Raw genomic sequence first — 19489 nt, 5'->3', positions numbered from 1 at the left:
TGTCCCCTCAATACGGATCGACGGCATCGCGCAGGCCGTCGCCGAGCGCGTTGAAGGCGAAGACGGTGACCAGCACGAAACCGACCGGCGACAGGATCCAGGGATAGGTACCGATGACGGAATAGGTCGCGGTGTCCTGAAGCATCAGCCCCCAGGAGATCAGGGGCGGCTTGACGGCAAAACCGAGGAAACCGAGGAAGGATTCGAGCAGCACAACCGTCGGGATGGCCAGCGTCACGGCGACGATCACGTGGCTCATCACATTGGGGAAGATGTGCTGCAGGATGATGCGCCGGTCGGTGGAGCCGACCGCCATGGCGGCGCGCACATATTCGATGCGCGCCAGCGCCAGTGTCTTGCCGCGCACCTCGCGCGACATCTGCGCCCAGCCCAACGCCGACATGACGATGATGACAAAGCCGAGGAACACATTGGTCGGCGCGGTGACAGGGATCAGCGTCGTCAGCGCCAGATAGAGCGGCAGTTGTGGGAAGGCGAGCACCAGTTCGACGAAGCGCTGCATCCAGACGTCGAACCGGCCGCCGAAATAGCCCGACACCATGCCGACAGTGGTACCGATGACCGTGATGATGAAGACCACCGTCAGCGCGATCATCAGCGAGACGCGCGAACCATGGATGGCGCGCGACAGCACGTCCCGGCCGAATTTGTCGGTGCCGAGGAAATGCACCGGCTGGCCGTCCGTCGAGGCGAACAAGTGCCGGTTCGCCGGGATCAGCCCGAAGAGCTTGTAGGGCGCGCCCTCGACGAAGAAGCCAAGCAGCCTCGGGTGGTCGTAGTCGGGGCCGACGATGGGCTGGAAGGTGACCGGATCGAGATCGGCCGAATCGGCCAGCGCATAGACCCTAGGCCGCGCGACGAAATTACCATCCTTGTCGTGGAAGGACGGCAGCTGCGGCGGGGCGAAGCCGACATCGGTCGCCTTCGGATCCATCGGGGCCAGGAATTCGGCGAACACGGCCATCACCAGCAGCAGCACGACCAGCCAAAGCCCAGCCATCCCGGTCCAGGAGCGCTTCAGCCGGCGCCAGACAAGCGCCATGTAGCTCTCATTGCCGCGTGCGGGCGCTACTGTGGCTCGCTCGGCCGGCAGTGGCGGTGGTGAAGGCTCTCGCGCCAGCATCTAGCCCTCCCCGAACTGGCGCACGCGCGGATCGAGCAGGACGAGCAGCATGTCGGCGATGATGTTGCCGACGATCAGCGTCGCCGACAGCACCATCATGAAGGTGGCTGTGACATAGACGTCGCCGACCGCCATCGAACCGACGATCGCCGGGCCGACGGTCGGCAGCGCGAAGATGATCGCCGTCTCGATCTCGCCCGTCAGCATGTATGGCAGCACCACGCCCTGGTACATGACGAGCGGATGCAAGGCATTGGGCACGGCGTGGCGCATGACGACGGCACTGCCGGTCAGGCCCTTGGCTCTCGCCGTCTCGACATATTGCGCGTTGAGCGTGTCGAGCAGATTGCTGCGCATGACGCGCATATTGTAGGCGAGGCCGCCGAAGGTGGCGATCGCCACCACCGGCCAGACATGCTTGACCAGGTCGACGAATTTGGCCCACGACCATGGCGCGCCGCCATATTGCGGCGAGAAGAATGAGCCGATCTCCGACACGTTAAACTGGAAGACCAGGAGATAGACGATGATCAGCGCCATCAGGAAGCGCGGCACCGTCATGCCGAGAAAGGCGATGGCCGACAGCGTGGAATCGATCCAGGTGTATTGCCGGGTCGCGGCCCATATGCCGAAAGTGATGCCGAGCACCGAGGCGAGCAGATGGCAGACCAGCGCGAGCAGCAGCGTGCGCGGCAGGCGCTCGCCGACAACCTCTGCCACCGGCTTGTTGTAATAGAGGCTGTAGCCGAAATCGCCGCGGGTGACGATGCCGCCGATCCAGTTGAGATACTGGACGGGCAGCGGCTTATCGAGGCCGTGTTCGACGCGATAGGCCTGGGCCTGCGCGTCGGCCTCCGCGAAGGAGGCTCCGCCCTGGTTGATCAGCTGCGAGCGGATGTAGTCGGCATAATCGCCAGGCGGCGCCTGGATGATGGCAAAAGTGACGAGGCTCAAAATAGCGAGAACCGGGATTGCCGACGCTATGCGCGTGAGCAGGAATCGCAGCATGGACGGTCCGCTTCCTCATCTCGCCGGACGCTTCCCTGGAGGGGCGCTCGGAGGGTTGGTTTGTCCCGGCCGCGCCATCGACGCGGCCGGGTCGCTCTCAGTCAGGGGAGGTAAACTTGCATCGGCCCTTAAACTTACATCGGGCCCTTGTCTCCAGGTTTGCCGGGAAGCTCTTCGGGGAACAATTCGTATTTCGCCTGTTTGTCGGCCGCGACGAAGACCCGTTCGCGGATGATCGAATCCTCGGCCCAGTTGAACATGAAGATCGGCGTGCCTTGCGGGATGTTGGAGAAGCGCTTGTTGACGATCAAGGCGCCGGGATATTCCGTCAGGCCGACATTGTAGACGTGCTCGGTCGAGATCCTCTGGAAGTCCCGCATCAGACTGGCGCGCTGGCTGTTGTCCGCCGACGAGACGAACTTGTTGACGATGTCGACGAGGTCCTTCTCGAAAGGCATCAGGTCGACCTCGCCGCTTTCCGGTGCGCGGTGATCCCAGCTGGTCTTGGGGCCGACCGGAGCGAGCTGCACGGTGTTCTGCACCACGGAGGTCAGCTCCTGCTCATTGCGCCGGATCAGCCAGTCGAAGCGGCCCGAATATTGCGTGGCATCGCGCTGGGTGCCGTTAAGCCCGTTGAGCACGATCCGGAGGCCAAGCTTCTCCATCTGCGCGACCACGCCTTCGGCGAGGCTCTTGTCGGTCGTGTAGTCGTTGTTGACCAGCATCACGATTTCGACGTTCTTGCCGCCGGCGGTCGCGGCCGGAAAGTTGACGATGCCGTCGCCGTCTGTGTCCTTCAGACCGGCCTTGGCGAGTTCGGCCTTGGCACCCTCGAGGTCGAAAGGATAGTAGACGGTGGACTTGCGGTCATAAAAGCTGGTGCCCGAGGAAAGGCCGCCTGGATAGATGGCGGTGAACGGCCCCTTGACGAGGGAATCGCCCAGCGCCTTGCGATCAAGCGCCATGGTGACGGCCTTGCGGAAATCCTCGTTGCGGTTCAGTTCGCGGATCGCCTGGCCGCGCTCGTCCGGGTTGCCCCAGCCATTGGCGGAGAAGTTCAGGCGCAGATTGTAGCCGATCAGCCGCGGGCCGAAGGCAAGGCGCGCCGGCGCGTTCGCCTCCGCCGCGCGCTTCAGCGAGGCGACGAAGTTTTCCGGCTGCTCGAGGTTGGAGAAGTCGCCGGCGCCGGCGACCGCCTGAACGTCGCGGTCGGCCCAGGTCGACAGTTTGTAATGCAGCTCGTTGAGATAGGGCAGCTGGTTGCCCTTCTCGTCCACCTTCCAATAGTAGGGATTGCGGCGCATGACGATGATGTCGTCGGCCCGATATTCGACCGGCACCCAGGCGCCCATGACAGGCATGTTCATATATTCCGGCGGGAAGGCGTTCTTGAACTGGTCGTAGGTGTTCTTCGAATATTTCGGGTGCTGCGGCTTCAAGATATGCGCGGGACCGGGGCAGAAGGTGCCATAGGCCATTGCGTAGAGGTGCTGTTTCGGGAAGGCGTCCTTGAAGGTCCACTCGACGGTGTAGTCGTCGATCTTCTTCAGCGTCGTGCCGACGCCGAAGGTTTCCTGGGTGGCGCCATTGAGCGGCGAGACGTTGGGATCCATGACCTCGTCGTCCCAGTAGAACATGACGTCGTCGGCGTTGAATGGCACGCCGTCCGACCATTTGGCGCCTTCGACGAGATGCATGGTCAGCTTGTGGCCATCGGCTGACCAATCCCAGCTTTTGGCGAGATTGGGCAGCGGCTCGGTGTCCTTCGCCTCAACCTGGAACAGCGGCGCGGTGCGCGTCAGGCACTCGGAAAGGCCGATGTCGATGCCGCCCCACCCTTGGGTCTGGCCGGCGCCGTAGTTCCAGCCTTCGGGCCGGCCGCCGATGACATGGCGCATCGTATCGCCGTAGACGCCGACGCCGTCCGGCATGTTGGCGGTCTTGAAGACAAGCGGCTCTTTCGGCAGCCGATCTTTCACCGGCGGCAGCTTGCCGGCCTTGACATATTTTTCCGTGACCCAATCGGGCTCGTGATAGTCGGGCAGCGCCTTGAACTCTAGGATGGAGTCGCGCGGCACGTACTTGATCTTGCCCTCGGCCGGAAACGTCGCCGGAACCGGTGGGACGGTCGGCTCGGAAGCGAAAGCGTTGAGCGCCGGAACGGAGACGCTCAGCGCCAGTCCGGCGGCAATGCCAATGCTGCGTAGGTTCCTCATTGTCTCCTCCCTCGTATTCAGACGTTTGCTGCTGCTCGTATTTGGCCTGGACGGCAGGCTGCGGTGGATCCGCCTCCCGTGGATCCGCCGCCGCGCCCGGTTCTCAGACGGCCTGTTTCAGCGCGGCCTTTTCGGCGCGCAGTTCCTCGATCGAGCGCACGCTTCGCCGCGCGGCACCGGCCCATTCCCGCGTCTTGACCGTGGATTTCGACAGCCTCTCCTTGGCTGCCGGAACCGCATGGGCATATTGCGGCAGCCATTGCGCCTGGGCGACGACCATTTCGTCGACCATCTGCCAGACCTCCTCCGGCGTCGACACCGCGCCGACCAGCGGATCATGCAGCACGGCAAGCTTCAGAAGATCGATGTCGCCAGATATGGCCGCGTGGACCGACATGCGCTGGACGTTGATCGAAGCCATGCAAGTAGCGGCACAGGCTTCCGGCAACGTGATGCCGGCGGCCATGTTGATGCCGAAACGATCGACGAAACCGGGTGACTCGATGATGGCGTCCCGTGGCAGATTGGTGATCACGCCGTCATTCCTGACGTTGAAGTGGCCACGATAGACGCGGTTGGTTTCCAGCGCCTCCAATATGTGGCTCGCATGCTCATTCGAGCGCCTTGATGCGTCGATCGGTTTCGACGCCGCTTCGAGGAATTGCGGATATTCGGTCTCGAACCAGTTGCGGGTTTCCGTGGAATAGCGGAGGTAGCCGCCGGTCTCGCCATGGATCCAGTCGGACATGTCGATCCAGCGCGTGATCTCGTCGGGGCGCTTGCGGTACCAAGGCAGATATTCGGAGAGATGGCCGTTGCTTTCGGTCGAATAGACGCCGAAGCGCTTGAGCACATCGATGCGCAGCTTTTCCTGCTGGGAATAGACCGGATGTGCCTCGAAGGCGGCAATTAGCTCATCCCTATCAATCTTGCGGCCGTTCAGCCGCAAATCGATGAACCAGGTCTGGTGGTTGATGCCGGAACAGACATAGTCGAGTTCCCGCGGCGATTTCGCGCCCAGCACCTCGGCGATCTGTTCGGCTCCGTGCTGGACGCCATGGCAGAGACCGACCGTGTCGACCTTGCCGTATTCGATCGCCGCCCAGGTGTTCATCGCCATCGGGTTGGCATAGTTGAGGAATTTGGCGTTGGTATCGGCGACTTCGCGGATGTCCTTGCAGAAATCCAGGATCACCGGAATGTTGCGCTGACCGTAGAGAATACCGCCGGCGCAGATCGTGTCGCCGACGCATTGGTCGATGCCGTATCTCAAGGGAATGCGGATATCATCGGCATAAGCTTCGAGGCCGCCGACCCGCACGCAGCTTATGATGTAGCGCGCGCCCTCGAGCGCCTTGCGGCGGTCGGTCGTCGCGGTCACCCTCGTTGGCAGATTGTTCGCCTCGACGATCCTGTCGAGGATCGCCTTGATCATCGCGAGATTGTGCTCGCTGATGTCGGTCAGCGCGAATTCGATGTCCTTGAATTCCGGCACGCACAATATGTCGGTGAACAGCTTCTTCGTGAAACCGACGCTGCCGGCGCCGATAATAGCGATTTTGAAACTCATCACCTTCACCTCGGTCCAATCGAATGCTAGGCAAGGAGCAGCAAGGGAAGAAAGATGGCCACACGCCTTTGGGCGCATGCCATTCAAGCCGGAATCCGGCTTTTCTCTCCTCCCGCCCGCTCCTCGTTCGCAGGCTATTCGCGTTCTTCGAGGCGCGATTATGCGCTTATTCGCGGGCGCGGCCAGAGAAGGATTATGCTTTCAGGGGTAATTTTGTGCTGTGGGATTTAATCGCCAACGGAGAGTCAATGCGGACCGTCTCGCTGCCGCGCGGCCGCCAGCGCCTGCATGCCATGCCGACGAGCACGGGCTATGAGGTGCGCGAGGACGTGACCTATGACTGGGACGGGCGAAAGCGCGGTCAGACACCGTTCACCGTCCTGCAGCATACGATCGGCGGTACCGGCCGGTTGCGCTACGAAAACCGCGATTACCGCCTGCAGACGAACGACACGCTGCTGGTGCTGGTGCCGCACAACCACCGCTACTGGCTGGCCAGGGGCGAGCGCTGGGAATATTTCTGGATCTCGATGAACGGCGAGGAGGCGTTGCGCGTCCACAAGTCGATCCTCGACGTGTCGGGACCGGTCTTTCGGCTGCAGCCGGCGACGATCGATCATCTTGCCGATTGCAGTCTGCGTCTTATCAAAGGGGCCGCTTCTCCAGGCGCTGCTTCGGCGATCGCCTACGAGGCGGCGATGGCGCTCTACGACGATGTGTTCGGCTCGCACGCCTTTGCCGAAAAACAGAGTGCCATGCAGCCGGTCATCGATCATATCAACGCCAATCTCGACAAAGCCCTGCCGGTGGCGGACCTTGTCCAGATCAGCGGACTGAGCCGGGCTCATTTCTCACGCTGCTTCGCCGAGAGCGAAGGCCTGCCGCCCGCCGAGTTCGTGCTGCAGCAGCGGCTGCAGCGGGCGGCGAAATTGCTGACCAAGGCCGATTTCCTGCCGGTGAAGGAAGTGGCCATCCTGTGCGGGTTCGAGGATGCGAATTATTTTTCGAAGGTCTTTCGCCGCCTCTACGGCACGACGCCCAGCCAGTTCCGCACCACCGGCATGTATGCCAGCTTGCGAACGCCGGCCAGGCGCGGCGCCAAGGTGTCGGACGACGAGACCTGACGCCGCTTGAGACCTAATCAGGCCGCGTGCAGGCTGCCGCCGTCCAGCCACTCGAGTTCGGCCGGCGAAAGCGCGATGTCCAGCGCCCGCAGGCTGTCGTCCAGTTCGCCCAGCGTGCGCGGCCCGATCAACGGGACCGATGGGAAAGGCTGGTTGAGGACATAGGCCAGCGCAATATGGATCGGGCTCTTGCGCAGCCTGGCGGCGAGTTCGATCGCCCGGTCGCGGCGGCCGAAATTGCGCTCGGAGTACCAGACCCGCACCAGTTCCTCGCTGTCCAGCCTGTCGCGCCCGGCGCGGTCGGTGAAGAAGCCGCGTCCCTGGCTCGACCAGGCGAAATTCGGCATCTGCCTGGATGTCAGCCAGGCTTTCCAGTCGTCGGTGGAGGAGGTGATGCAGCCGGCCCAGATCGGCTCCAGCATTTCGGCCAGCGAAAAATTGTTGGAGAGCGCGCCGGGCTTCTGCTTGCCAGTGCGCTCGGCATAGGCAATGGCCTCGTCCATGCGCTGCATCGTCCAGTTGGAGCCGCCGAAGGGACCGCGAATGCGCCCGGCCTTGACCTCCGCGTCCATGGCGTCGACGAACTCGCCGACCGGCACGTCCGGATTGTCGCGATGCATGAAATACATGTCGACATGGTCGGTCTGCAGACGGTCGAGCGACTGGGCAAGCTGCTTTGCGATCACGTCGGGATAGCAGAGCGGCGAGTGCGCGCCCTTGGCGATGATCACCGACTGCTCGCGCACGCCACGGTTTCTCAGCCATTGGCCGAGCAGCGTCTCGGTGTAGCCGCCGCCATAGACGTAGCCGGTGTCGAACAGATTGCCGCCGGCCTCGAAAAAGGCATCGAGCAGGATAGACCCGGAGGAGAAGGTGCGGAAATCCTCGAAGCCGAGCGCCACCACGGAGGTCGGTTTCGGCAGGCCCGGAATGGTGCGCTTGCCGATCGCGGTGCCGCCGGGCCGCAGAGGTCGGCCGGAGATGGTGTTGGTGCGCAGGGAGGCCTTCTCGATCTCGTACTCCAGCCCCACCGCCGCGCGCCATCTGTCTAGCACGCGCAAGGTGCCGAGGCTGTCGGCCCAGCCCATGCCCGGCCAAGCGAATTCCTGTCGCCCGGCGCGGATCGCCTCGCCGGCGGCATCGACCTCGAAGGAATAGACATGGCGCTTCTCGTTGACGCTGATGGTCTCTTGCGCGCCGTCGGAGCCGATCACGTCGATCCGACCGAGACCGACATCGCGGTCGCCGCCGGCGAACCAGAAGTCCGGCACCTCGATGCGGCCCTTGGTGCCGAAGATGCGCAGGACGTTGTCCTGGTTCAGCGAGATACTGCAGGAAACCTCGGCGACGATGCCACCGGGGAAATGCAGGACAGCGGAGGCCCATTCGTCGACGCCGGACTGGCCAAGGTGGGCGCCGCCCACCACCTTGTCGGGTTCGGCGAATGGCTTTCCCGCGGCAGCGCCGGCAATGAGGCGCACCATCGACACGGGATAGCCGCCGACGTCGAGGATGCCGCCGCCGGCGAGGTCGTTGGCGTAGAGCCGGTGCTCCGGCATGAAATCAGGCATGGCGAAGCCGAAGCTCGACTTGATCATCCTGATCTCGCCGATGACGCCGGACTTGACCAGGCCTACCAGCTGCAGCGTCTGCGGATGCAGCCGGTACATGAAGGCTTCGCCGAGAAAGGTGCCAGCCTTGCGCGCCGCATGCATCATGGCGTCTGCCTCGAAGGCGGTCAGCCCGAGCGGCTTTTCGCAAAGCACATGTTTTCCGGCTTCCGCCGCCCGGATCGCCCATTGCGCGTGGCCGGGATGCGGCACCGCGATATAGATCGCGTCGATTTCCGGATCGGCGAGAAGAGCGTCATAACCGTCGAGGATGCGGGCGCCGGGAAAGCTCTCGGCCAGGCCCGGCTTGCCGGGGTTACGCGCGCCGATGGCGACCAGTTTCCCGGTGCGCGAACCGGCGACGCCGCCGGCAAAGGCCTTGGCGATGCCGCCTGGCCCAAGAATCCCCCAGCGAATGGGCGTTGATGCAGTCATGTCATTCTCCTTGCGGGCTTGGAAAGGGGCGGCCGGTCAGCGCAGCCGCAGCCCCTTTTCGTCGAACAGGTAGGATTTGCGGATGGAAACGGCGACCTCCGAGGTGTCGGGAATCTTTGCCGCGTCGCGCTGGATCACCACATCCTCGCCATGGGCCGTTCGGGCATAGAGGAAGCTCGTGCCGCCCAAATGCTCGACCACGTCGATGGCGGCGGTCAGGTCGGCGTCGCCTTCACCGGCGCTGCCAAAATGTTCCGGCCGCACGCCGACGATGACTTTGCTACCCAGTTCGGGCCCTGCGCATTTCAACGGTTGCGTGATGCGGGTCTTCTCCTCGCCGGCCAGCTCGACCACGACCCCTTTTTCATCACGCCCGACAATATGGGCCTTGATGAAATTCATCTTCGGCGAACCGACAAAGCCGGCCACGAACATATTGTCGGGATTGTCATAGAGTTCCAGCGGCCGGCCGATCTGCTCGATATGGCCGGCGCGCAGCACGACGATCCGGTCGGCCAGCGTCATCGCCTCGGTCTGGTCGTGGGTGACATAGACCATGGTGGCGCCGAGTTCCTTGTGCAGCCTTGAAATCTCGACCCGCATCTGGACACGCAGTTCGGCATCGAGATTGGAGAGCGGCTCGTCGAACAGGAACACTTGCGGCTCGCGCACGATGGCGCGGCCGATGGCGACACGCTGGCGCTGGCCACCGGAAAGTTTCTTCGGACGGCGGTCCATCAATTCGCTGATGCGCAGGATCTCGGCCGCGCGCTTCACCCGCCGCTCGGTGTCGGCCTTGGGGTTGCCGGTCATGCGCAGCCCGAAGGAGAGATTCTGCTCGACGCTCATATGCGGATAGAGCGCGTAGGACTGGAACACCATGGCGATGCCGCGGTCGGCGGGCTCGACATCGTTGACCACCTTGCCGCCGATGGCGATCTCGCCGCCGCTGATGTCCTCCAGCCCGGCGATCATCCTGAGCAGCGTTGACTTGCCGCAGCCCGACGGGCCGACGAAGACGACGAACTCGCCATCGGCGATGTCGATGTTGGCACCGTGGACGACTTCGAACGCGCCGAAGCGCTTGGCGACATTGGTGAGCGTGACGGTTGCCATTCTGCCCCTTACTTGACCGCGCCGGCGGCGATGCCGGCGATGAAATGACGCTGCAGGAGCACGAAGACGATGAGCATCGGCACGGTCAGCATGACCGCGCCCGCCATGATGCCGCCCCACGACACTTTGGTCAGGCCGATCAGCGTGCCAAGCGCCACGGGTGCTGTCATCGAACCCGGCTGGCTGTTGATCAGAAGTGGCCACAGATAATTATTCCAGGAGGCGAGGAACAGGATGATGCAGAGCGCCGCCAGCATCGGCCGCGCCAGCGGCAAGGCGATGAAGACGAAGATCCGCCACTCCTTGACGCCCTCGACGCGGGCCGCATCGAACAGATCGTCCGGCATCATCGAAAAACTCTGGCGCATGAACAGCACGCCCAGCGAATTGAACAGCGGCGGCACGATCAGCGCCACCCAGGTGTTGGCAAGCTTGAAGTCGCGCGCCACCATGATGAATTGCGGGATCAGCACCACCGCATAGGGCAGCGTGATGGTGCCCAGGATGATGGCCACGACCACGCTTTTACCGAAGAACTGGTAGCGGGCCAGCGCCCAGCCGGCCATCGAGGTCAACAGCACCGACAAGACGGTGTAGGTCACCGCCACGCAAACGGAGATGACGATGGCGCCGACGAAGTCTGTGTCGCGCTGCAAATTGTTGAAATTGTCGATGAAATTGCCGCGCGGCAACAGTTCGATGCCCGGGCTGAATATGCCATTGTCGGGCATGGTCGAGAACACCACCATCATCCACAGCGGAAACAACCAGATCAGCGCCAGCGGCGTCAGGAACAGGTGCAGTGCGATGCTTCGTTTCAGTCTTGCCGACGAGAGCGAACTCATTTCGGTTCCCTCGTCAGCCATAGCTGCACCAGCGTGATGGCGATCGCCAGCCCGGCCATGGTGTAGGCGACGGCAGAGGCATAGCCGAAATTGAGCGAGCGGAAGCCCTGGCGGTAAAGCAGCAGACCGAGCGTCTCGGTGCCGCCGCCCGGCCCGCCACGCTCGGTGATCAGGAACGGCTCGGTGAACAATTGCATGGTGCCGATGATCGACAGCACGGCGCAGAAGACGATGACCGGCTTCAACAGCGGCAGGGTGATGTAGAAGAATTGCTTGAGCTTGCTTACCCGGTCGAGCGTCGCTGCCTCGTAGACATCCTCGGGAATGGACTGCATGCCGGCCAGCAGGATGATGGCGTTGTAGCCGGCCCAGCGCCAGGTGACCGCGATCATGATCAGCGCCATGGCCGGCGTGACATTGGAAAACCAGTCGACCTTGGGCAGGCCGATGCTGTTCAGCAGCTTGTTGACGATCCCGAAATCGAGGCTGAACATCAGCCGGAACACCGCCGAATAAGCGACCTCGCCGACCACCACCGGGGCGAAGAAGGCGAAGCGGTAGAGGCCGCGCGCCTTGAGCAGCGGCGAATTCAGAAGCACCGCCATCACCATGGCCAGCGCGATCATCACCGGAACCTGGATGACGAGGATGAGCAGCGTGTTCTTCAGCGCGTTGAAGAAGGCGGGGTCGCCGACCAGCCGGCCCCAGTTGAAACCGGGCGCGAAGCGCCACGGCACGGTGCGCGTCGCCTGGAACGAGATCAGGAACGAGGAGATGATCGGCCACACCCAGAAGATGGCGAAGATCAGGAGATAGGGCGTAAGGAAGCGATAGGCCGTGGCATTGCGGGCGCGCATCTTTTGTCCTCCTTCATCCCTGGTGTTGAAAGCAAGCGTGCAAGCGGCGGGTCCAGGACGACATAGCTGCCGTCCCGGACCCCGTCCTGGGAGGTCAGGACTTGACAGGCAGCCCAGTCGCCGAGGCGATCTGGCTGGCGGCATCGTCGAGTGCCGCCTTGGCGTCGGGATATCCGCCGGCGAGGTATTTGGTCTGCACGGCGCGCACGATGATCTCGGCATCGCTCTGGAACTGCGTGCCGCGGCTCGGAACGACCTTGGGCAAGGTGCCCAGAATATCCTTCCACACCGCCTGGCCGCCCCAGTAGGGCTGGCCCTGGCTGACGTAAGGGTCGTTCAGGGCCGAGACCAGTGATGGGACGAGGCCGAACTCCTTCAGCATGGTGATCTGGCCTTCATTGGTGCCGAGCGTGTATTTCAAATACTCGTAGGCCGCTTCCTTGTTCTTCGACGCCGAGGTGATGGCGAGCGACGAACCGCCGAGATTGGCGGCGTGCGGCCCGTCCGCGGTCAGGCTCGGCATCAGGTAGACGCCCCACTTGCCGTTTTCGCCGGCCGATTCGGTGCGGATGGTGCCTTCGTACCAGCCGCCATAGACCTGGGTGGCGACGGTTCCGGCGGTGTTGTTGGTGATCTTGGTGCCCCAGTCGGCCGACGAGACGATGCCCGCGTCCTTCATCTCCTTGACCTTGGTCATGGCGTCGACGCATTTGGGCTGGTTGACCGTGATCGACTGGCCGTCCTCGGCGAAATAGGCACAGCCCTGTTCGTTGGAGATCATACGGAAGAATTCACTGTCGCCGTTGAAATCGGCATTGGTCATCGAGACCCCTGGATTGGCGGCCTGGATTTTCTTGCCGGCGGCGATGAAATCGTCCCAGGTCTTGATCGATGCCGGATCGACGCCGGCCTTTTCATAGAAGTCGCGGCGATAGAAGGCGGCGACCGGGCCGGAATCCCACGGCATGGCATAGGCCTTGTCGCCGACTTCGAGTTCGGTACGCTTGAAATCGGGGAATTTCTTCTGGTCTTCCGCCGTGTAGCCCAACGTGTGCAGGTCGACGAAACAGTCGGGGAACTGGCTCCAGTAATTCTCGGCCTCGCCGTTCTCGATGGTCACGATATCGGGCAGGCCGACGCCGCCGGCCGCGCATCCGGCGATCGACTTGTCATAGGTCGGCTGGTTGCCGAGATCCTGGACCGTGACCTTGATGTCGGGATGGACCTTGTTGAAACCGGCAACCGTTGCCTTCAGCGACGAGGCGGCGATGTTCCAGCTCCAGATGGTGATTTCGCCGGATTGCGCGAAGGCCGGGGCTGAGCCCAAGGCAAGCGCGAGCGCGGCGCAGGACAGTGTGATGCGCATTGAAATCCTCCCATTTCATTTGCTCTCTCTGCGAGCTTGGCTAGACTAGGCACCGGCAAAGGCCTGTCCCCGACAAAGGGAATACGAAATTGGCGGAAAGTAAGATGCCCGAACGGCCGTTTTACCAGCCTGGTGCCAGCAGTGTGGAAGGCCTGCCGCTGCTGCTGCAGATGTTCCACACCAATCCGCTGGTGATGCTGAAGCCGCATTGGCATGCCCAGGTCGAGGTGAATTTCATCGTCCGCGGCTCCGTGCACTACCGCATGAACGAGCACGAAATCTCGCTCTCGGCCGGCGAGATGTGCCTGTTCTGGGGCGGCCTGCCGCACCAGATGGACGATTTGAGCGACGACGCCGTCTATGCCGGCGCGCACCTGCCGCTGGTGCATTTCTTCCGGCTGCACCTGCCGGCGGATATACGCCACCGGCTGATGACGGGCGCGACGCTGGTGACCAGCGCCACCGATCAATCCGACAATGACAATTTCGCCCGCTGGAACCGCTACGCCCGTTCGGGCGATCCGGCCAAGGCCGAGCATGCCGTCAGCGAACTCCTGCTGCGGCTGGAGCGGGTGCGGTTCGAGCCCTATCGGCTGGTGCCGGAAAACGCCGCCGGGCAGGAGGCGGGCAGCCCCTTCGACCAGCAGTCCTCACGCAATGTCGGGCGCATGTGCGATTTCATCGCCGAAAATTTCCTCTACGACATCGATTGCATGAACATAGCGGCCGCCGCCGATATCCACCCCAAATACGCCATGAGCCTGTTCAAGAAATCAACTGGCATGACGCTCAACGAATACGTCAACCTGTTGCGGCTGAGCTACGCGCAGGCGCTTCTGATGCATCAGGACGCCAATGTGCTGCGGGTCGCCATGGACTCGGGCTTCGGCTCGCTCAGCGCCTTCAACAAATCCTTCCGCAAGCTGGCCGGCATGACCCCATCCGACTTCCGCAAGGGGCTGCCAAGCGCCAGATAGGCGGGCGCACGGCATGGAAACCGACCCATCGGGCGACATTTCTTTTCCTGCGGGAAATCCACATCTGGGCGCTGGACAGGCCGGATTCCCATGCTATAACCCACGCGCTTTCAAGGGGCGCCCACGGTGCCTTCATGAAATCCGGAGCGCGAGTTTTCGTTAGCCGGAACAGGCCCAGATAGCTCAGTTGGTAGAGCAGCGGACTGAAAATCCGCGTGTCGGTGGTTCGAATCCGCCTCTGGGCACCATCATTTTAAAAATCCAAGCGCTTATGGCGTGACCACCTGATCGCTATCAATCGCATGCGCCTATTGCAGGCGCGTTCGCGTGTCGTCGCTTAGGTTTTCTTGTCGCCATCGGGATTTGGTGCCGGCGCCTCTCGCACGTCTCGCGGTGGCGGATCGACATGCTCAGGCTCTGGCGGTGCTTCCTTGTCCGGCCGACGGACGGGTGGCTGCGGGCCGGGCTTCGGCCGTGGTACTTGGATCTTGGCTGGCATATCCAGTTAACCGCAACCACAGGCTCTTGTTCCCTCGTGTCTTAAAGAACCGGGAGGCCGAAGCCTTCTGTCGGCTTGGTGCGGGTGCCCTGTCACAAAGATCGATGGACGGAACGACTTTGCCTTCGCCGGGCTTGTGGAGGATTCAATTTGCTTGGTGATCCCACAACCCTAGGGCAAACTCCCTGCCGGGGCTGCAGGAGGTGAAATGAGAGCACGCGCAGCAACGCTTGGGGATCTCGAGGATGTCTTCCATGGCCTGTCCAAGCGGATGTCGGACGAGTACGCGGCGGCCGGCAAGGACAGCAAGATCGCCTACGACAATCTGATGATGAATTTGAAGGAAGGCCGCGCGCACGCGCTTGTCGAGGGCGAGAAGGCCGTGGCGATCATCGCGTGGCATGAAAACAGCGATGCCGCCGATACGCTGTTCGCCGCCCAGGAGGATTTCTTCCGCGGCTCGACCGTCCGTTTCTGCAAGCGGCATATCAGGCATATTCAGGCGCTTGCCGGCAACCTTCCCATCCACTCGCGCAGTTGGCTCCAGGGGCCCGATGTCGCCAGGTGGTTCGGCATTATCGGCTATGTCGAGCGCGGCCAGGAAAACGGCGCAAAGCTGTTCGAACTGCCGCCTGCGCGCTGAATAGAAATTCTACCGCACCGCGAATGCCGCCTGCACCGCCCGGTTGACCGTCACCGGCAGGATCGACATGTGGTTTTCGCCGGCATGGAGTTCGAAGCTTGCCCGCAGGCCCGGGAGCGCGGCGAGGCGTTCCGCCATCGCCCTGGCGAATTCGTCGGTAAGGATGAGCTTTTTCTGCGCCAGGCGCTTTTCCTCGTCTTCCGCGCCGACCTGGAACGGCGCCAGCTTTTCGGTCTCATACTCTCCGGCCGACAGGATTACGTCGGCTTTCAGGCCGTCGGGAACAGCGGCTTCGAACCTTTCGAGAAAGCGGTCGATAACGCGATCTTCCCAATAGATGGCAGGGCTGGCCGCAATGAAGGTGCTGAATGAGAGCGGGCGGGTAAACAGGGCGTAGAGCGCGAACAGGCCACCGAAAGAGTGGCCGTAAAGTGCCTGGCGGCTCTCGTCGATCCTGGTCCGGCTGGCGACCCACGGCTTCAGCTCGGCTTCGATGAAGGCCAGAGAATCCCCCGCCCCGCCGGTCCTGACTTCCGGCGTGCCCTCGTGGAAGGGCGGATAGGTCCTGCCCGGCGGGGGGCCCAGATCCCATGAGCGGCGCAGCGGGTCATAGGCGCCCTCGACGGGGTAGCCAATGGCGACGATGACGCCCCAGCCGACATTGGTGCCGGCGGGATAGAGGGCCTGCGCGCGCATCGCGTCGACCGCAGTGCCGATAACGGCGTTGCCGTCGGTCATGTAGAGCACCGGCCAGCCGGCCTCGGGCATTGGCCCCGACGGCACATGGATGAAGACCCGCCAGGGATCGCCTCCGCTTTTGCCAACGAAGTCGTGGACGGTGGTGTCGGCAATCAAGGCTGGCGTCGCCATCGGCTTGGATATCTCCACGGGACAAGGCTCAGCGGCGGCGCAAGAGCCACATCAGGACGGGGCCGCCGATCAGCGTCGCGACGAGGCCGGCCGGAATCTGGCGCGGGAAGATGGCGGTGCGGCCGATCCAGTCGGCGCAGACCATGATCAGCGCGCCGGCAAGCATCGCGCCGATCGCTTGCGACAGCGCACGCGACAGGCCAAGGCGCCACGCCAGGTGCGACGCCATAAGGCCGATGAAGGTCAGCGGCCCGACGACCAGGGTCGAGGCGGCGGTGAGCGCTGCCACCATCAAAAGCACCAGCAGCCGTGTTGCCTTGAGGTTGACTCCGAGGCTTTGCACCGCGGCGGAGCCGAGCGGCAGCATGTCCAGCCAGCGCAGGAAGAACGGTGCGAGCAGGAACAGGCAAAAGGCAAACGTCGAGGTCAGAAGCGCCGAGCCGGCGTCGACGCCGTAGGTCGAGCCGGTGAGCCAATTGAGCAAAAGCATGGCGCGCGGATCGCCCGTGGCGGTGAGCACCAGGATCAGCGCGTCGAACAGGGCCGTCAAGGCGACACCGGCAAGCAGCAGCCGCTCCGGCGCATAGGCGGCACGGCGGCCGATCGCCAGCGTCACCAGAAGGGCGGCGAAGGCGCCGATCGTGGCGGCCAGGGTCTGTACCGGGCGGCTGGCATCGGCGAGCGCGAACAGCGCCACCATCATGCCGAGCGCAGCACCGGCGCTGATGCCGAGCACTTCGGGGCTGGCCATCGGATTGCCGGTCAGCCGCTGCATCATCAGCCCGGCCAGCGCCAGCATGGCGCCGGCGGCAAGTGCCGCGGACACTCGAGGCAGCCGCCAGGCCAGCAAGGGCCGCAGCTGATCGCCGGACGCGAATGTCCAACCATCGGTGCCCGGCGCGTAGAGCAGCGCCAGCACGAGCAGCAAAAGCAGGAGGCCGCCGATCGCCGCCAGCACAAGGCCGGGCCTTTTCGTTCTGGGCAAGCGCTCGGCGGCGAGTGCCGGTGCTTCCGCGCCAAGCGCGAGGCGCGGCAGAAGCCAAAGAAGCAGAGGCGCGCCGAGAAGCGCCGTCATCGCGCCGGTCGGCAGCAGGTCGCCCTGTGGCCCGGTCGCGACCTGCACTCCCTGGTCCGCGGCCCACAGCAGTGCCGCGCCGATCAGCGGCGCCATCACCAGTTGCTGGCCGAGCCAGCGGGCGCCGCCGATGCGCGCGAGCGTGGCGGCGGCAAGGCCGACGAAGCCGATGACGCCGACGGCGGCAACGACGAAGGCGATCAGGGCGACCGCCGCCGCCAGTCCGGCGAAGCGATAGGCACCGAGCGGGACGCCGAGGCTGCGCGCGCCTTCGTCGTCGAGGCCAAGCAGGGTCAGCGGCCGCACCATGAGGCGGATAGCCAGCGCGGCACCGCCAAGGCGCGGCAAGAGCCACCGCGTCACCGACCAGTCCTGCTGGCCGAGCGAACCGGCGCCCCAGAGGAACAGGCTGGCCAGCCATTCATGCCGAAGCACCACAAACGCAGCACCGATGGCGCCGGCATAAAGGCTGACGACCAGCCCGGCCAACACGACCGAAAGCGGCGACAGGCCCTTGTGCCAGGAGAGCGCCAGGACCGCCGCAAGGGCAGTGAAGGCGCCGGCAAGCGCCACCCATTCGCGGCCGAAGGCAAGCAGCGACGGCGCCAGAAGCGTCGCCAGCGCCAGCGCCAGATAGGCGCCGGCCGAGACGCCGACGGTTTCGGGCGAGGCGAGCGGATTGCGCAAAACCTGCTGCAGCACCGTCCCGGCCAGTCCGAGGGCCGCACCGCAGAGAAGGCTGACGGCGAGCCGGGGCAGGAAAGCGTAGTGGACGAGCACCTGCCTGATATCCTCGATATCGGGGCTTGCGAGCGCCCCCAGCCAGAGTGCCGGCGGCAATTGCACGCTCATGTTGGAGAGGGTCGCGGCGCCGGCCGCGCAGAGAAGCACGACGCAAAGCAGGATCGCGCCCAGGGGATATCCGCCTGGTATGCGAGGCGACGGGGTGCGACCGCGGACGAGGACGGCATTGTCGGGCAAGATCGCTTCCTGCTCAACCACGGGCGGTCTCCGCCGTCAGCGCCGCGGCCAGCAGGCGGGCAAAACGGCTCGCCGAGGGCAGCGTGCCGAACATCAGCACCGCAGGCAGGCGCATGATCGAGCGCTTGCGCACGAACGGCATGGCATTCCAGACCGGGCTCTCGGTCAGCGTTCCGCCCGCCCCTTCGGGCAAGGGTTCGAGATAGGCAAGGCGCGCATCATCAGACGTTGCCAGCCCGTCGATGCCGACAGTTGCAAATCCCCAGTAATTAGTCTCTCCGGCCCAGGCGTTGCGGATGCCGATGCGGTCGAACACCGCCTGAAACAGGCTTTTTCCGCCATAGACGCGCACATTGCGCGGATCGAGGAAGCTGACGACATAGATCGGCCGCGCCGAAAGCGGTTCCAGCTGCTGCTTGATGGTCGAAAAATGCGCCTCCGTCGCCGCTATCAGCGCCTCGCCTTCCCTTTCCTTGCCGACAAGCCCGGCCAATTGCCGGGTCGCCTCGATGGCGCGCTGATAGGGCTGACCGCCCGGCGTATAGATGCCGATCGTCGTCACCGGTGCCACGCGCTCGAGGAGCGGCTTGATGCCGTCGAGATAAGGGATGGAGAGGATGATGTCGGGACGAAGCTGTTGCAGGAATTCGAGATTGGGCTCCAGGATCGTGCCGATGTCGGCGACTTGGGGCGGCAGCGGCGGCTCGAGCACCCACCTTTCCCAGACCTCACGGTCGGCGATAGCGACCGGCGTGATGCCGAGCATGAGCAAGGTCTCCGCCAAGCCGTCATCGAGGCAGACGATGCGCGGCGGGCTGGCCGCGGCTGGCGTCACGACGCCGGTGAACGGCAGAGTGAACAGCGCGAGCGCGTGGCGACGCGTGATCCGGACGCGCGGACGATTGACCTCTCCTGGCCGAGGTTGATGATCTGTATTCAACTTGGCTTGCCTGTTGCCCGGAGCCCTGGTCTCCGGCGACCAATCCGAGTTGACTATTAAACAGGATATTCTTAGTCAGTTTTAAGACGAGGCCGGCGGCGACAAACCCCAAGAAGGCAGGTGACGCGATCCGGCAACAGCTCCTAAAATCCGTCAGCAAACTATCCCCGAAAAGGGGCCGGAGGCGGTGCCGGGCGCATCCGCCACAGCGTG

Annotated in this window: 15 protein-coding genes and 1 tRNA gene; 4 read left to right on the top strand and 12 right to left on the bottom strand. The window is 63.7% G+C overall.

Going from position 1 to position 19489, the window contains the following annotated elements; genetic code table 11:
• Positions 1-7: 7 nt before the first annotated feature.
• From FJ954_RS05815 to FJ954_RS05800, 4 genes are all read right to left on the bottom strand, one after another.
• A complete protein-coding gene (locus FJ954_RS05815; RefSeq protein ID WP_015316260.1) occupies positions 8-1144 on the bottom strand; it encodes an ABC transporter permease in 1137 nt (378 codons plus the stop codon).
• Positions 1145-2152: an ABC transporter permease gene (locus FJ954_RS05810; RefSeq protein ID WP_140660720.1), complete on the bottom strand. Its 1008-nt coding sequence runs from the start codon at positions 2150-2152 to the stop codon at positions 1145-1147.
• 134 nt (positions 2153-2286) lie between these two features.
• On the bottom strand, positions 2287-4368 hold the full coding sequence (locus FJ954_RS05805) for an ABC transporter substrate-binding protein (protein ID WP_140660719.1): 2082 nt from the start codon (positions 4366-4368) through the stop codon (positions 2287-2289).
• A gap of 103 nt (positions 4369-4471) precedes the next feature.
• Positions 4472-5938 carry an alpha-glucosidase/alpha-galactosidase gene (locus FJ954_RS05800; RefSeq protein ID WP_140660718.1) on the bottom strand — a complete coding sequence of 489 codons (1467 nt, stop codon included), beginning with the start codon at positions 5936-5938 and terminating at the stop codon, positions 4472-4474.
• Positions 5939-6186: 248 nt separating this feature from the next.
• Here FJ954_RS05800 and FJ954_RS05795 point away from each other — a divergent pair, with 248 nt between their 5' ends.
• Positions 6187-7062 (top strand): AraC family transcriptional regulator, encoded by an 876-nt coding sequence (locus FJ954_RS05795; protein WP_140614689.1) that lies wholly within the window; start codon positions 6187-6189, stop codon positions 7060-7062.
• Positions 7063-7079: 17 nt separating this feature from the next.
• Here the strand turns inward: FJ954_RS05795 and FJ954_RS05790 are convergent, their stop codons facing one another.
• From FJ954_RS05790 to FJ954_RS05770, 5 genes are all read right to left on the bottom strand, one after another.
• Positions 7080-9107: an aldo/keto reductase gene (locus FJ954_RS05790; protein ID WP_140660717.1), complete on the bottom strand. Its 2028-nt coding sequence runs from the start codon at positions 9105-9107 to the stop codon at positions 7080-7082.
• 36 nt (positions 9108-9143) lie between these two features.
• A complete protein-coding gene (ugpC, locus tag FJ954_RS05785; protein WP_140660716.1) occupies positions 9144-10223 on the bottom strand; it encodes a sn-glycerol-3-phosphate ABC transporter ATP-binding protein UgpC in 1080 nt (359 codons plus the stop codon).
• Between the two features lie 8 nt (positions 10224-10231).
• The gene (locus tag FJ954_RS05780) at positions 10232-11068 is read right to left on the bottom strand and encodes a carbohydrate ABC transporter permease (RefSeq protein WP_140660715.1); all 837 of its coding nucleotides are present in this window, start codon (positions 11066-11068) and stop codon (positions 10232-10234) included.
• Positions 11065-11925 carry a sugar ABC transporter permease gene (locus FJ954_RS05775; RefSeq protein WP_015316252.1) on the bottom strand — a complete coding sequence of 287 codons (861 nt, stop codon included), beginning with the start codon at positions 11923-11925 and terminating at the stop codon, positions 11065-11067. The genes FJ954_RS05780 and FJ954_RS05775 overlap by 4 nt, the downstream gene beginning before the upstream one ends.
• 94 nt (positions 11926-12019) lie before the next feature.
• Positions 12020-13291, bottom strand: coding sequence for an ABC transporter substrate-binding protein (locus FJ954_RS05770; RefSeq protein ID WP_140660714.1), 1272 nt, complete (start codon positions 13289-13291; stop codon positions 12020-12022).
• Positions 13292-13395: 104 nt separating this feature from the next.
• Between FJ954_RS05770 and FJ954_RS05765 the strand changes: the two genes are divergently transcribed.
• The 3 genes from FJ954_RS05765 (at position 13396) to FJ954_RS05755 (ending at position 15410) form a co-directional block, all read left to right on the top strand.
• Complete coding sequence (locus FJ954_RS05765; RefSeq protein ID WP_140660713.1) at positions 13396-14268, top strand: helix-turn-helix domain-containing protein; 873 nt, start codon at positions 13396-13398, stop codon at positions 14266-14268.
• Positions 14269-14440: 172 nt separating this feature from the next.
• A tRNA-Phe gene (locus FJ954_RS05760) sits at positions 14441-14516 on the top strand.
• Positions 14517-14975: 459 nt separating this feature from the next.
• Positions 14976-15410 (top strand): hypothetical protein, encoded by a 435-nt coding sequence (locus tag FJ954_RS05755; protein WP_140660712.1) that lies wholly within the window; start codon positions 14976-14978, stop codon positions 15408-15410.
• Positions 15411-15419: 9 nt separating this feature from the next.
• On the opposite strand, the gene FJ954_RS05750 is transcribed toward FJ954_RS05755, so the two are convergent.
• The 3 genes from FJ954_RS05750 to FJ954_RS05740 are packed head-to-tail and all read right to left on the bottom strand — an operon-like array spanning position 15420 to position 19276.
• The gene (locus tag FJ954_RS05750; RefSeq protein ID WP_140660711.1) at positions 15420-16280 is read right to left on the bottom strand and encodes an alpha/beta hydrolase-fold protein; all 861 of its coding nucleotides are present in this window, start codon (positions 16278-16280) and stop codon (positions 15420-15422) included.
• A 28-nt stretch (positions 16281-16308) separates the two neighbouring features.
• Positions 16309-18357: a Fe(3+)-hydroxamate ABC transporter permease FhuB gene (gene fhuB, locus FJ954_RS05745; RefSeq protein ID WP_140660710.1), complete on the bottom strand. Its 2049-nt coding sequence runs from the start codon at positions 18355-18357 to the stop codon at positions 16309-16311.
• Positions 18350-19276, bottom strand: a complete 927-nt coding sequence (locus tag FJ954_RS05740) for an ABC transporter substrate-binding protein (protein ID WP_246681021.1) — start codon at positions 19274-19276, stop codon at positions 18350-18352. Before FJ954_RS05740 ends, fhuB begins: the two co-directional genes overlap by 8 nt.
• Positions 19277-19489: the final 213 nt, after the last annotated feature.

The sequence above is a fragment of the Mesorhizobium sp. B2-3-15 genome, from assembly GCF_006442875.1.
Lineage (GTDB): Bacteria > Pseudomonadota > Alphaproteobacteria > Rhizobiales > Rhizobiaceae > Mesorhizobium > Mesorhizobium australicum.
Note: the sequence above shows the minus strand (reverse complement) of the source record. Positions and strands in the feature narration are given on the sequence as shown.